This is a genomic window from Streptomyces sp. ITFR-6, from assembly GCF_031844725.1.
GTDB lineage: Bacteria > Actinomycetota > Actinomycetes > Streptomycetales > Streptomycetaceae > Streptomyces.
In genome coordinates this window covers 5,463,125-5,475,885 of sequence record NZ_CP134612.1, presented here as the reverse complement: position 1 = coordinate 5,475,885, position 12,761 = coordinate 5,463,125, and the positions used below count along the sequence as shown (strand labels likewise).

Sequence of the window (12,761 nt, the reverse complement as noted above, 5' to 3'; positions counted from 1 at the left end):
AAAAATGTGATGGACATCCCAATCCCCCGCCGATTCGGTTTGCGACCGCCATGACCGCGCAGAAGCCTTCCCTGGAACACCCACCGAGGAAAGGACCCGGCCATGGCGGCCTCCGACCCCCATCAGGCGGCCGACCCCGAAGCGGTCAAACGCCATCCCGCCCTCTTCCGGGCCATCCGCAAGCGGCAGAACCCCAAGCTGCGGCGGACGGATATCACCATCACCGACGACCAGGCGGTCAAGCGCGCCGTGAAGGCGGCCTCGCTCGGCAACGCCATGGAGTGGTTCGACTTCGGCATCTACTCCTACATGGCCGCCACGCTGGGCCACGTCTTCTTCCCGTCGGGGAGTGACACCACCCAGCTCCTCTCCTCCTTCGCGACCTTCGCGGTCGCCTTCCTGGTGCGCCCCCTCGGTGGCATGTTCTTCGGGCCCATGGGTGACAAGGTCGGCCGCAAGAAGATCCTCGCCCTCACCATGATCATGATGGCGATCGGCACCTTCGCGATCGGCCTCATCCCCTCCCACGCCTCCATCGGCGTCTGGGCCCCGGTCCTGCTGATCTTCTTCCGGATGCTCCAGGGCTTCTCGACGGGCGGCGAGTACGGCGGCGCCTCCACGTTCATCGCCGAGTACGCCCCCGACAAGCGACGCGGCTACTTCGGCAGCTTCCTCGAATTCGGCACGCTCGCCGGGTACGTGGGCGCCTCCGGCCTGGTCACCCTGCTCTACGCGCTCCTGGACACCGGCCAGATGGAGACATGGGGCTGGCGCATCCCCTTCCTCGTCGCCGGCCCGCTCGGCCTCGTAGGCCTCTACCTGCGGCTGCGCCTCGACGAGACCCCCGCCTTCCAGAAGCTGGAGGGCGGCACGGCACACGCCACGGAGGCGGCGGACGGCGTCGAGGTGACCGCGAAGGGCGACCTCGCCAAGATCTTCCGCGACTACTGGCCGACGCTGATCCTCTGCATCTGCCTGGTCGGCGCGTACAACATCACCGACTACATGCTGCTGTCGTACATGCCGACGTACCTCTCCGACGAGCTCGGCTACAGCGAGACCCACGGACTGCTCATCCTGCTCGGCGTCATGGTCTTCCTGATGCTGATCATCAGCCAGGTCGGCAAGCTCTCCGACCACTTCGGCCGCAAGCCGCTCCTGATGACGGGCATGCTCGGCTTCCTCGTCTTCTCCCTCCCCGCGTTCCTGCTCATCCGGCAGGGCAGCATCCCGGCCGTCGCGCTCGGCATGCTGATGCTGGGCCTCTCCCTGGTCTGCATGCTCGGCACGATGTCCGCCGCCCTCCCGGCCCTGTTCCCCACCCAGGTCCGCTACGGCTCCCTGTCGGTGGGCTACAACCTGTCGGCGTCGATCTTCGGCGGCACGACCCCGTTCGTCATCACGGCCCTGATCAGCGTCTCGGGCACCAACCTGATGCCGGCGTACTACGCGATGGGCGCGGCCGTGGTCGGCGTCATCGCGGTGGCCTGCATGAAGGAAACGGCCAACAAGCCGCTGGACGGCTCGCCGCCCTCGGTGGAGACGAGCGAGGAGATGGAAGAACTGGTCGCGAACCAGACCCCGGACCCGAAGTTCTGACCCTTCACCTTCGGGAATGGCCCGTCCCGCATCTTGTCGGACATCGGACGTGACCCTCCGATAAACGGTTCGTTGTTCCGTACGAGGCTGCGAACGTGCGGCCGGATGCGGAGGGGAACGTGCCGGGTCAGTACGAGCGGGAGCGGCTCGCCAGGGCCATCGCCGAGGCGAAGAACTGGACGGACCTGATGAGTCGGCTCGGACTCAAGAAGAGTGGGGGCCAGCGACGCGTGCTGCAGGGGAAGGTGGCCGAACACGGTCTGGATACGTCCCACTTCAAGAAGCGCAGCCCGTGGCAGAAGTACCCGGACGTGGCCATTGCAGCGGCCGTCGCGTCCTCTTCGTCGCTACGCGAAGTCGTCACCGAACTCGGTGCACCACCCGCCAGTGGCACGCTCTCCCACATCAGCCGCCGCATCGCAGCCGCGGGAATCGATACCTCGCACTTCCGTAATGCGCGCCTCGCAATCCCAGAGGCCGCCCTGCGGGACGCCGTTCCGCGAGCCAGCAGCTACGCGGACGTCATGCGTGCACTCGGCCTTGAGGTAAAGGACTCCAACCACCGCCGCGCGCGACGCAAAGTCCTTCAGCTGAAGCTCGACACAAGCCATTTCACGCGACGTTCCTGGGCTTCGACCCAGGTACGCGAGCCGAAGGCGGTCGCACCGACGACCCTGGTAGTCAAACCGCAGGGATCAGGACGCACGAAGAGGGACAGGCTTCACCAGGCCCTGCAGGAGATCGGAATCGTGTACCGCTGTGATTCCTGTGGGAATCGGGGCAAATGGCTGAAGCGTTCCTTCACGCTTCAGATCGACCACGTCAATGGCGATTGGCTCGACAACCGGGCAGAGAACCTTCGCTACCTGCCCGAACTGCCACGCGCTTACGGAAACCTGGTGCCGGAGGAAGACAGCCGACTCCACGTCTCGGAGTGGCGGCCTGTCTGTGCCACGAACACCCCCGCCCGTTACGATGGATCCACGTGAGCGGCCGTAGCCAAACTGGTATCGGCGGGTGTTTTAGGGGCATCTGGGAGAAATCCTGTGTGGGTTCGAATCCCACCGGCCGCACAACAGATGGGCCGCCCTCAGGGGCGGCCCATCCGCATGCTCACCCCACCAGCTCCCGCACCACCGGCACCAGGGCGCGGAACGCCAGGCCTCGGTGGCTGATCGCGTTCTTCTCCGCCGGGGTCAGTTCCGCGCAGGTGCGGGTCTCGCCGTCCGGCTGGAGGATCGGGTCGTAGCCGAAGCCGTGGGTGCCGGACGGGGTGTGGCGCAGGGTGCCGGGCAGGCGGCCCTCGACCACGCGTTCCGTGCCGTCGGGGAGTGCGAGGGCGGCGGCGCAGGCGAAGTGGGCGGCGCGGTGCGGGGCGTCGATGTCGGAGAGCTGGGCCAGGAGCAGGTCCAGGTTGGCCAGGTCGTCGCCGTGGGTGCCGGACCAGCGGGCGGAGAAGATGCCGGGGGCGCCGCCGAGTACGTCGACGCAGAGGCCGGAGTCGTCCGCGATGGCGGGGTGGCCGGTGGCCCGGGCGAGGGCGTGGGCCTTGAGGAGGGCGTTCTCGGCGAAGGTGACGCCGGTCTCCTTGACGTCGGGGATCTCGGGGTACGCGTCCGCGCCGACGAGTTCATGGGTGAGGCCCGCGTCGGCGAGGATCGCGTGGAGTTCGGTGATCTTCCCGGCGTTGCGGGTGGCGAGGATGAGGCGGGTCATGGCTCGATTATCGCCGCCACCGGGAGCGCGGCTTACGGGGTGCAGACCTTGCCGATCTCCTTGGCCGCGTCGGTGACCGGGGTGATGTCGGGGGTGGCGTCGTCCTTGTCGATGGAGTCGCGGACGTTGCCGACGCCGTCCCGGAGGTCGTCGACGGCCTTGACCAGATCGGCGTTGTCGGTCTTGTCGCTGAGGTTGCCGAGCTCCTTCTCGATCTCGTCCAGGGACTCGGAGGCCTGGGTGGGGTCGCTGGAGGCGTTGGAGACGGCCTGCTGGAGGTTGTTGACGCTGGTGGCGATGGCGTCGGCGGTACGGACGCAGTCGAGCGTCTTGTCGAGGGCGCCGCAGCCGGTGGCGGCGGTGACGGTGAGCGTTGCGGTGCTGATGGCCAGTGCGATGCGGTGGCGTCGGTGGCGCGCGGCCATGGTGTGGTCCCTCCCCGGGTGCGGATACGAGTACGGGCGCACGGTTCGACCCGTGCGCCCGTACTCGTATCGACGCTGTGCGTGGGGACTTGGTTGCTTCTTTACCTGACCGGCCGGACAGCTCCTCAGGCGCCGAGGGTGCGGGCCAGTGCGTCGTTCTGGAACGCGGCGAGGTCGACGCAGCCGGCGGTGGCGAGGTCGAGGAGGGCGTTCAGTTCACCCCGGTCGAAGGGCTCGGCCTCCGCGGTGCCCTGGACCTCGACGAAGCGGCCGTCGCCGGTGCAGACGACGTTCATGTCGGTCTCGGCGCGGACGTCCTCCTCGTAGCAGAGGTCGAGGAGGGGGGTGCCGTCGACGATGCCGACGCTGATGGCGGAGACCGTGCCGGTCAGCGGCTTGCGGCCGTGCTTGATGATCTTCTTGCCCTGGGCCCAGGTGATCGCGTCCGCGAGGGCGACGTAGGCGCCGGTGATGGCGGCGGTGCGGGTGCCGCCGTCGGCCTGGAGTACGTCGCAGTCCAGGACGATGGTGTTCTCGCCGAGGGCCTTGTAGTCGATGACGGCGCGCAGCGAGCGGCCGATGAGGCGGCTGATCTCGTGGGTGCGGCCGCCGATCTTGCCGCGTACGGATTCGCGGTCGCCGCGGGTGTTGGTGGAGCGGGGCAGCATGGAGTACTCGGCGGTGACCCAGCCTTCGCCGCTGCCCTTGCGCCAGCGCGGGACGCCTTCGGTGACGGAGGCGGTGCAGAAGACTTTGGTGTCGCCGAAGGAGATGAGTACGGATCCTTCGGCGTGCTTGCTCCATCCGCGTTCGATGGTGACGGGGCGGAGCTGGTCGGGGGTGCGGCCGTCGATACGAGACATGGGCGGAAGCCTATCCGGCGGGTGGAGTGCGGTCGTGCGCACGCCGCAGGCCCCGACCTGATGGGCGGGGCCTGCGGGGCTCGGGCCAGGGCCCGGGTGGTTCAGCGGTGGGTCACATCATGTCTTCGATGTCGGCGGCGATGGGGTCGGCGTCGGTGCCGATGACGACCTGGATCGCGGTGCCCATCTTGACGACGCCGTGGGCGCCTGCGGCCTTGAGCGCGGCTTCGTCGACCTTGCTCGGGTCGATGACCTCGGTACGGAGGCGGGTGATGCAGCCTTCGATCTCTTCGATGTTGTCGATTCCGCCGAGCCCGGCGACGATCTTCTCAGCCTTGCTGGCCATGGCCTTCTCCCTGGTTCTTCACGTACATGTGACGGCCCACCATGGGTCCGTTTCGTCACGGTAACGCACGGTTGGCCCAACTTCGCGGGCGGGCAGTCGAGCCATCGCCAATGATGACGATCATCGGTGCCCTGTCTTCCGGGCGGTTCCGCACCGTACCGCAACTGGTCTACACCAGTGTGCAACAGCCCCCAATTGTGCCTTGTTCCAGGAGGACCCCGATGAGCTCCAGCAGCGCAGCGATCCCACAGAAGCGGTGGTGGAACGGTCTGTTCCAGGGCCTGCAGAAGATGGGGCGCAGCCTTCAGCTGCCGATCGCCGTGCTGCCCGCGGCGGGCATCCTCAACCGGCTCGGCCAGCCGGACGTGTTCGGTGACGACGGTCTGGGCTGGACCAACCTCGCCAAGGTGTTCGCGGCGGCCGGTGGCGCGCTGCTGGATTCGGGGCTCGGCCTTCCGCTGCTGTTCTGCGTCGGTGTGGCGATCGGCATGGCGAAGAAGGCGGACGGTTCGACGGCGCTGGCCGCGGTGACGGGCTTCCTCGTCTACTACGCGGTGCTGCACGCCTTCCCGGTGGACTGCGACGCGGGTTCGACGTTCGTCTCCGGCGGGGTCTGGTTCGGCACGTGTGTCACGGATGACGCGCAGGTGACGGCAGCCGCTTACCAGAACCCGGGGGTGTTCGGCGGGATCGTGATGGGGCTGATGGCGGCCTGGTTCTGGCAGCGGTTCCACCGGGTCAAGCTGGTGGACTGGCTGGGCTTCTTCAACGGCCGGCGTCTCGTCCCGATCATCATGGCCTTCGTCGGTCTGCTGTTCGCGGCGCTGTGCGCGTGGCTGTGGCAGCCGATCGGTGACGGTCTGACGAGCTTCTCGAAGTGGCTGGTGGACCTGGACTGGCTGGGCTCCGGCATCTTCGGTGTGGCCAACCGCGCCTTGCTGGTGATCGGTATGCACCAGTTCCTGAACACGTTCGTCTGGTTCCAGTTCGGTGACTTCACGAAGCCGGACGGGACGGTCGTGCACGGTGACATCAACCGGTTCCTGGCGGGCGACCCGACGGCCGGCCAGTTCACCACCGGGTTCTTCCCGATCATGATGTTCGCCCTGCCGGCGGCCGCGCTGGCGATCTACCACTGCGCGAAGCCGCATCGCCGCAAGGCGGTCGGCGGAATGATGGTCTCGGTCGGTCTGACGTCGTTCGTGACGGGAATCACGGAGCCGATCGAGTACTCGTTCCTGTTCGTCGCGCCCGTGCTGTACGCGATCCACGCGGTGCTGACGGGTGTGTCGATGGCGCTCTCGTGGGCGCTCGGGGTGAAGGACGGCTTCAGCTTCTCGGCGGGCCTGATCGACTACGTCATCAACTGGAGTCTGGCCACCAAACCATGGCTGATCATCCCGATCGGCCTGGGCTTCGCCGTGGTGTACTACGCGATCTTCCGGTTCGCGATCACCAGGTTCAACCTCCAGACCCCGGGCCGGGAGCCCGAAGAGGTGGAGGAGGAGATCGAGAGCAACCTCACGAAGTAGCCGCCGGCAAGGGCTTGTAGCCCATACCGCCAAGGCCCCCGGACCACTCGGTCCGGGGGTCTTCGGCATGTCACGTTGCGTGCGCGATGGCTACTGCGAAGTAGTCGCAAATTGCAGGTTCCTTATCTAACCCTCACCGTGCTAAAACTGGTCTACACCACTGAGTGGTCCAGACCACGCGGCGTTCTGCCGCGTCTCTTGAGTCGTCGCCCACCAAAAACCCTGTCCCTGGCGGCGCCTTGCCTACTGGAGGAAGTTGATGAGTACGGCCACCGCTACGGCGGCCCCCGCGAAGAAGCGGGGCTCCGGCCTGTTCCAGGGCCTGCAGAAGGTGGGGCGCAGCCTCCAGCTGCCGATCGCCGTGCTGCCGGCCGCGGGCATCCTGCTCCGCCTCGGCCAGCCCGACGTCTTCGGTGACGACGGTCTCGGCTGGCACAAGGTCGCCTCGGTGTTCGCCACCGCGGGCGGCGCGGTCTTCGACAACCTTCCGATGCTCTTCTGCATCGGTGTCGCCATCGGGTTCGCCAAGAAGTCGGACGGCTCCACGGCGCTGGCCGCGCTCGTCGGCTTCCTCGTCTACAGCAACGTCCTCAAGGCCTTCCCGATCACCGAAGCGGTGATCCAGAAGGGCGAGGACACCGCGGCGACGTACAACAACCCCGGTGTCCTCGGCGGCATCCTGATGGGTCTCGTCACGGCGATCCTGTGGCAGAAGTTCCACCGCACCAAGCTGGTGGACTGGCTGGGCTTCTTCAACGGCCGCCGTCTCGTCCCGATCATCATGGCCTTCGTCGGCGTGATCTTCGGTGTGTTCTTCGGTCTGGTCTGGGAGCCCATCGGCGATGTCATAGCCGACTTCGGCGAGTGGATGACCAGTCTCGGTTCCTTCGGTGCCGGACTCTTCGGCCTGATCAACCGCGCGCTGCTGCCCGTCGGCATGCACCAGTTCGTCAACACGGTCTCGTGGTTCCAGCTGGGTGACTTCACGGACGCCACCGGCGCCGTCGTGCACGGCGACCTGAACCGCTTCTTCGCCGGTGACCCGACCTCGGGTCAGTTCATGTCGGGCTTCTTCCCGATCATGATGTTCGGCCTCCCGGCCGCCGCCATCGCCATCGCACACGCCGCTCGCCCCGAGCGCCGCAAGGCCGTGATGGGCATGATGGTCTCCCTCGCGCTGACCTCGTTCGTCACCGGTGTGACCGAGCCCATCGAGTTCTCGTTCATGTTCATCGCGCCGGTGCTCTACGCGATCCACGCCGTCCTCACCGCCATCTCGATGGCCGTCACCTGGGCGCTCGGCGTGCACGCCGGATTCACGTTCTCCGCGGGCTTCATCGACTACGCGCTGAACTGGAACCTGGCGACCAAGCCGTGGCTGATCATCCCGATCGGTCTCGTCTTCGGAGCGCTCTACTACGTGCTGTTCCGCTTCGCGATCACCAAGTTCAACCTCACCACCCCGGGCCGCGAGCCCGAGGAAGAGGTCGAGGACCTGACCAAGGCGTAAGCCCGGTCGGTACACGACGGAGCCCTCACCTTCCCGGCGGAAGGTGAGGGCTCGGTCGTGCGTACGGCGCTGGGCTCCGTCAGATCTCGTAGACCGCGCCCGGTGCCGCCAGCTCGCTCGGGCCGTCGAAGACCTCGCGGGCGTCGGAGAGGTTGCGGGCGGCATCGGTCCACGGCGGGATGTGGGTGAGGACCAGACGCCCCACCCCGGCGCGGGCGGCGAGCTCGCCCGCCTGGCGGCCGTTGAGGTGGAGGTCCGGGATGTCCTCCTTGCCGTGGACGAACGACGCCTCGCAGAGGAAGAGGTCGGCGCCCTCGGCCAGCTCGTCCAGGGCCTCGCAGGTGCCGGTGTCGCCGGAGTACGTGAGCGAGCGGCCGCCGTGCTCGACGCGGATGCCGAACGTCTCGACGGGGTGGCGGAGCTTCTCCGTACGCACCGAGAAGGGGCCGATCTCGAACGAGCCCGGCTTCAGCGTGTGGAAGTCGAAGACCTCGCTCATCGCGTGGTCGGACGGGGTGTCGGCGTGAGCGGTGGTGAGCCGCTGCTCCGTGCCGTCGGGGCCGTAGACCGGGAGGGGGACCAGGTGTCCGCCCCCGTGCGGGTAGTAGCGGACGACGAAGTACGCGCACATGTCGATGCAGTGATCGGCATGGAGGTGGCTGAGGAAGATGGCGTCGAGGTCGTAGAGACCGACGTGGCGCTGCAGCTCGCCGAGGGCGCCGTTGCCCATGTCGAGGAGCAGCCTGAAGCCGTCGGCCTCTACGAGGTAGCTCGAACAGGCTGATCCCGCGGACGGGAACGAGCCGGAGCATCCGACGACGGTGAGCTTCATGGAGCGTGAACCTCCGAGACGTGGGAACGGGGAGGGTTCGTGCGGTTCGTGGAGCGGTTTGTTGAGCGTAAGGCGCGAAAGAGCTGGTCGCTCCTTCGCGGCGGGCCGTTGTGGGGGAACTCACCTGTGCTGTCACCGGTTCGATGGAAGCGCGGGCCCGTGACCGGGGCTCTGGGTTTCGCGGCGCGAACGGAAAAGCCCCCGTTGCCGCGGGTGTGCGGCAACGGGGGCAAAATCAAGCGAGGGTACTGGGGGCAAGCGCCCCCGGAAACGGTTACGCCCAGAGCTGGCCGTGCAGCGTTTCGATCGCCGCCTCCGTGGTGGGCGCGGTGTAGACGCCCGTCGACAGGTACTTCCAGCCGCCGTCCGCGACGACGAAGACGATGTCGGCGCGCTCGCCGGCCTTGACCGCCTTGTTGCCCACGCCGATCGCGGCGTGCAGCGCGGCGCCGGTGGAGACGCCCGCGAAGATCCCCTCCTGCTGGAGGAGTTCGCGGGTGCGGGTGACGGCGTCGGCCGAGCCGACGGAGAAGCGGGTGGTGAGGACCGAGGCGTCGTACAGCTCGGGGACGAAGCCCTCGTCGAGGTTGCGCAGGCCGTAGACCAGGTCGTCGTAGCGCGGCTCCGCGGCGACGATCCTGATGCCTTCGACGTTCTCCCGCAGGTAGCGGCCGACACCCATGAGCGTGCCGGTGGTGCCGAGGCCCGCCACGAAGTGCGTGATGGAGGGGAGGTCGGTGAGGATCTCCGGGCCGGTGGTGGCGTAGTGGGCGCCCGCGTTGTCGGGGTTGCCGTACTGGTAGAGCATCACCCAGTCCGGGTGCTCGGCCGACAGCTCCTTGGCGACCCGGACGGCGGTGTTGGAGCCGCCCGCCGCCGGGGAGGGGATGATCTCGGCGCCCCACATGGTGAGGAGGTCGCGCCGTTCCTGCGAGGTGTTCTCGGGCATCACGCAGACGATGCGGTAGCCCTTGAGCTTCGCCGCCATGGCGAGCGAGATGCCGGTGTTGCCGCTGGTGGGTTCGAGGATGGTGCAGCCGGGGGTGAGCCGGCCGTCCTTCTCGGCCTGCTCGACCATGTGGAGCGCGGGGCGGTCCTTGATCGAGCCGGTGGGGTTGCGGTCCTCCAGCTTGGCCCAGACGCGGACGTCGTCCGACGGTGACAGCCGCGGCAGGCGGACGAGCGGGGTGTTGCCCACTGCGGCGAGCGGGCTGTCGTAGCGCATCAGTTCATGCCGCCGGCGACGGCCGGGAGGATGGTGACGCTGTCGCCGTCGCTCAGCTTGGTGGAGATGCCGTCGAGGAAGCGGACGTCCTCGTCGTTGAGGTACACGTTCACGAAGCGGCGCAGCTGGTCGCCGTCGACGATGCGCTCACGGATGCCGGTGTGGCGGGCTTCCAGGTCCGTGAAGAGGTCGGCGAGGGTCGCTCCGCCGGCCTCGACGGCCTTGGCGCCGTCGGTGTAGGTGCGGAGGATGGTCGGGATGCGGACCTCGATGGCCATGGCGTGGGCTCCTGTCGAAGCGGAGTGGTGACGGTGGGCGTGGGGCACGCGGCGCTGCCCCCGCGCGGGGGTGGAACGTGTGTGGGGCGGCCGGACGTGTGCGAGGCGGTGCGTGTGCGGTGGCGCCCCGGCCCGGCGGCGCCCTGCCCCGGCCCGGCTCAGGCCTCGCGGCCGGCGGTCCGGTGGTTCGTACAGATCGCGCTGGAGAGCCGGCACAGATCGACGTGCAGGCGCGCCACGAGCAGCGTGCCCGGCGTCTTGTCGCTCACGTCATGGAGAACCATGGGCTCATCGTATCGATTCCCGGTCCGGAATCTGGAATGTGATCTCAATTGGTGGATGGCTGGTGTTCGACAGGTGGACAGGGCCGGGGTGGCGGCCCTGTCCGGCCGGTGCGGCGGGTGCCGGTGGCCCCGGCTCAGGCGGCGTCGTGGGCGTCGATGACCTCGACGTCCTCCTCGGTGATCTCGCCGTCCACGATCCGGTACGAGCGGAACTGGAAGGGCCCCGCCCCGTCGGTGTCGGCGGTCGATACGAGGACGTAGTGGGCGCCAGGTTCGTTGGCGTAGGTCACGTCGGTGCGGGAGGGGTAGGCCTCGGTCGCGGTGTGCGAGTGGTAGACGATCACTGGCTCCTCGTCGCGGTCGTCCATGTCGCGGTAGAGCTTGAGGAGGTCGGCCGAGTCGAATTCGTAGAACGTGGGCGAGCGGGCCGCGTTGAGCATGGGGATGAAGCGTTCGGCGCGGCCGGTCCCGGCCGGCCCGGCGACCACGCCGCACGCCTCGTCGGGGTGGTCGGCGCGGGAGTGCGCGACGATCTGGTCGTACAGCGCCTGGGTGATGGTCAGCATGGCGCCCAGGATAGGACGACGGGCCACCACGTACCGAGGGGTGGTACGCGGTGGCCCGCATCGTGGAACCGCCCAGGTCACGGGCGTACGGTTCAGCGGCCGGTGAAGGCCTTGTCCGCGGGGTTGCGGGCCTTGAGCACCAGGTAGGAGACGCCCAGGATCAGGGCCCACAGGGGGGCGCAGTACAGCGAGATCCGGGTGTCCTTGTCGATGCCCATCATCACGATGACCAGTCCGAGGAAGGCGAGCGCGAAGACGCTGGTGTACGGGGCGCCGGGGGCCCGGAAGCTGGACTGCGGGAGGACTCCTCGGTCGGCCAGGCGGCGGTAGCGGAGCTGGCTGACCAGGATCATGATCCAGGCCCACATGCCGGAGATGGTGGCGAAGGAGACGACGTAGGTGAAGGCGTCGCCGGGCCACTGGTAGTTGATCCAGACGCCGACGAGCATCAGGGCGGCCGAGACGGTGGTGCCGACGAGCGGGGTGCCGCTCCTGGTCAGCCGGGTGAAGACCTTCGGGCCCTGGCCGTTGAGCGCGAGGTCGCGCAGCATCCGGCCGGTGGAGTACATGCCGGAGTTGCAGGACGAGAGCGCCGCGGTCAGGACGACGAAGTTGACGATGCCCGCGCCGAGGCCGAGGCCCATCTTCTGGAAGGCCGCGACGAACGGGGAGACGTCCGGGGAGAACGCGGTCCAGGGGACCACCGAGAGGATCATGACGAGCGCGCCGATGTAGAAGACGGCGATGCGCCACGGCACGGTGTTGATGGCCTTGGGCAGCACGGTCTTGGGGTCCTTGGACTCGCCCGCGGTGACGCCGACGAGCTCGACGGCGAGGAAGGCGAACATCACGATCTGCAGGGTCATCAGGGTGCCCTTGATGCCGTGCGGGAAGAAGCCGCCGTCGGCCCAGAGATGGGTGACGGACGCGGTGTCGCCGGCGTCGGAGAAGCCGAGGGTGAGGATTCCGGCGCAGATGAGGATCATGCCGACGATGGCGGTGACCTTGACCATCGAGAACCAGAATTCGAGTTCACCGAAGAGCTTCACGGAGATGAGGTTCACGCCGTAGAGAATGACCGTGAAGATCAGTGCGGAGACCCATTGCGGAATGGCGAACCAGAACGTCATGTACTGGGCCGCCGCGGTGACTTCGGTGATTCCGGTGACGACCCAGAACAGCCAGTACGTCCAGCCGGTGACAAAGCCCGCGAAGGGCCCGACGAATTCACGGGCGTACTCGGAGAAGGAGCCCGCGACCGGCCGGTACATGAGGAGTTCACCCAGGGCGCGCATGATGAAGAAGATCACCAGGCCCGCGATCGCGTAGGCCAGGATGAGGCTGGGTCCGGCCTTGGCTATGGCCTTGCCCGCGCCGAGGAAGAGGCCGGTGCCTATCGCCCCGCCGATGGCGATCATCTGGATCTGGCGTGCTCCGAGAGCGCGCTGGTAGCCCTCGGCCGAGGTGGTGTCCGCGGCTGCGGCCGGTGGCTCTTCCGGTCCCTTTTCGACCTTCGCCGATGTCATGTGGTGCGCCTTTCTCCATGCTGATCCGCGCCTTGCGACTGCGGATCAGGTCCTGATCC

General features: G+C 67.7%; 14 protein-coding genes and 1 tRNA gene. 5 read left to right on the top strand and 10 right to left on the bottom strand.

Annotation, left to right across the window (positions count from 1 at the left end):
- Window positions 1–102: 102 nt before the first annotated feature.
- The 3 genes from proP to RLT59_RS25025 all read left to right on the top strand — a co-directional run bounded on the left by proP (window position 103) and on the right by RLT59_RS25025 (window position 2,672).
- Entirely contained in the window at window positions 103–1,599 is a 1,497-nt protein-coding gene (gene proP / locus RLT59_RS25035) for a glycine betaine/L-proline transporter ProP (protein ID WP_311305484.1), read from the top strand.
- A 119-nt stretch (window positions 1,600–1,718) separates the two neighbouring features.
- Window positions 1,719–2,588: an HNH endonuclease gene (locus RLT59_RS25030; RefSeq protein WP_311305483.1), complete on the top strand. Its 870-nt coding sequence runs from the start codon at window positions 1,719–1,721 to the stop codon at window positions 2,586–2,588.
- Window positions 2,589–2,672, top strand: a tRNA-Leu gene (locus RLT59_RS25025).
- Window positions 2,673–2,712: 40 nt separating this feature from the next.
- Here the strand turns inward: RLT59_RS25025 and rdgB are convergent.
- From rdgB to RLT59_RS25005, 4 genes are all read right to left on the bottom strand, one after another.
- Entirely contained in the window at window positions 2,713–3,315 is a 603-nt protein-coding gene (rdgB, locus tag RLT59_RS25020; RefSeq protein WP_311305482.1) for an RdgB/HAM1 family non-canonical purine NTP pyrophosphatase, read from the bottom strand.
- Between the two features lie 32 nt (window positions 3,316–3,347).
- Window positions 3,348–3,740 carry a DUF8711 family protein gene (locus RLT59_RS25015; protein ID WP_311305481.1) on the bottom strand — a complete coding sequence of 131 codons (393 nt, stop codon included), beginning with the start codon at window positions 3,738–3,740 and terminating at the stop codon, window positions 3,348–3,350.
- A gap of 125 nt (window positions 3,741–3,865) precedes the next feature.
- Window positions 3,866–4,603: a ribonuclease PH gene (rph, locus tag RLT59_RS25010; protein WP_311305480.1), complete on the bottom strand. Its 738-nt coding sequence runs from the start codon at window positions 4,601–4,603 to the stop codon at window positions 3,866–3,868.
- Between the two features lie 112 nt (window positions 4,604–4,715).
- Window positions 4,716–4,949, bottom strand: a complete 234-nt coding sequence (locus RLT59_RS25005) for a PTS sugar transporter subunit IIB (protein ID WP_037692518.1) — start codon at window positions 4,947–4,949, stop codon at window positions 4,716–4,718.
- A gap of 221 nt (window positions 4,950–5,170) precedes the next feature.
- Here RLT59_RS25005 and RLT59_RS25000 point away from each other — a divergent pair, with 221 nt between their 5' ends.
- Window positions 5,171–6,481: a PTS transporter subunit EIIC gene (locus RLT59_RS25000; protein ID WP_311305479.1), complete on the top strand. Its 1,311-nt coding sequence runs from the start codon at window positions 5,171–5,173 to the stop codon at window positions 6,479–6,481.
- Window positions 6,482–6,740: 259 nt separating this feature from the next.
- Complete coding sequence (locus tag RLT59_RS24995) at window positions 6,741–7,991, top strand: PTS transporter subunit EIIC (RefSeq protein WP_311305478.1); 1,251 nt, start codon at window positions 6,741–6,743, stop codon at window positions 7,989–7,991.
- A gap of 79 nt (window positions 7,992–8,070) precedes the next feature.
- Here RLT59_RS24995 and RLT59_RS24990 read toward each other — a convergent pair whose 3' ends face one another.
- From RLT59_RS24990 to RLT59_RS24965, 6 genes are all read right to left on the bottom strand, one after another.
- Window positions 8,071–8,823: an MBL fold metallo-hydrolase gene (locus RLT59_RS24990; protein ID WP_311305477.1), complete on the bottom strand. Its 753-nt coding sequence runs from the start codon at window positions 8,821–8,823 to the stop codon at window positions 8,071–8,073.
- Window positions 8,824–9,097: 274 nt separating this feature from the next.
- Window positions 9,098–10,048, bottom strand: a complete 951-nt coding sequence (locus RLT59_RS24985; RefSeq protein WP_311305476.1) for a PLP-dependent cysteine synthase family protein — start codon at window positions 10,046–10,048, stop codon at window positions 9,098–9,100.
- A complete protein-coding gene (locus RLT59_RS24980) occupies window positions 10,048–10,326 on the bottom strand; it encodes a MoaD/ThiS family protein (RefSeq protein ID WP_311305475.1) in 279 nt (92 codons plus the stop codon). The genes RLT59_RS24985 and RLT59_RS24980 overlap by 1 nt, the downstream gene beginning before the upstream one ends.
- 158 nt (window positions 10,327–10,484) lie before the next feature.
- On the bottom strand, window positions 10,485–10,610 hold the full coding sequence (locus RLT59_RS24975) for a putative leader peptide (protein WP_311305474.1): 126 nt from the start codon (window positions 10,608–10,610) through the stop codon (window positions 10,485–10,487).
- A 134-nt stretch (window positions 10,611–10,744) separates the two neighbouring features.
- Window positions 10,745–11,176 carry a M67 family metallopeptidase gene (locus tag RLT59_RS24970; RefSeq protein WP_024489648.1) on the bottom strand — a complete coding sequence of 144 codons (432 nt, stop codon included), beginning with the start codon at window positions 11,174–11,176 and terminating at the stop codon, window positions 10,745–10,747.
- A gap of 92 nt (window positions 11,177–11,268) precedes the next feature.
- Window positions 11,269–12,702 carry an amino acid permease gene (locus RLT59_RS24965; RefSeq protein WP_311305473.1) on the bottom strand — a complete coding sequence of 478 codons (1,434 nt, stop codon included), beginning with the start codon at window positions 12,700–12,702 and terminating at the stop codon, window positions 11,269–11,271.
- Window positions 12,703–12,761 lie beyond the last annotated feature (59 nt).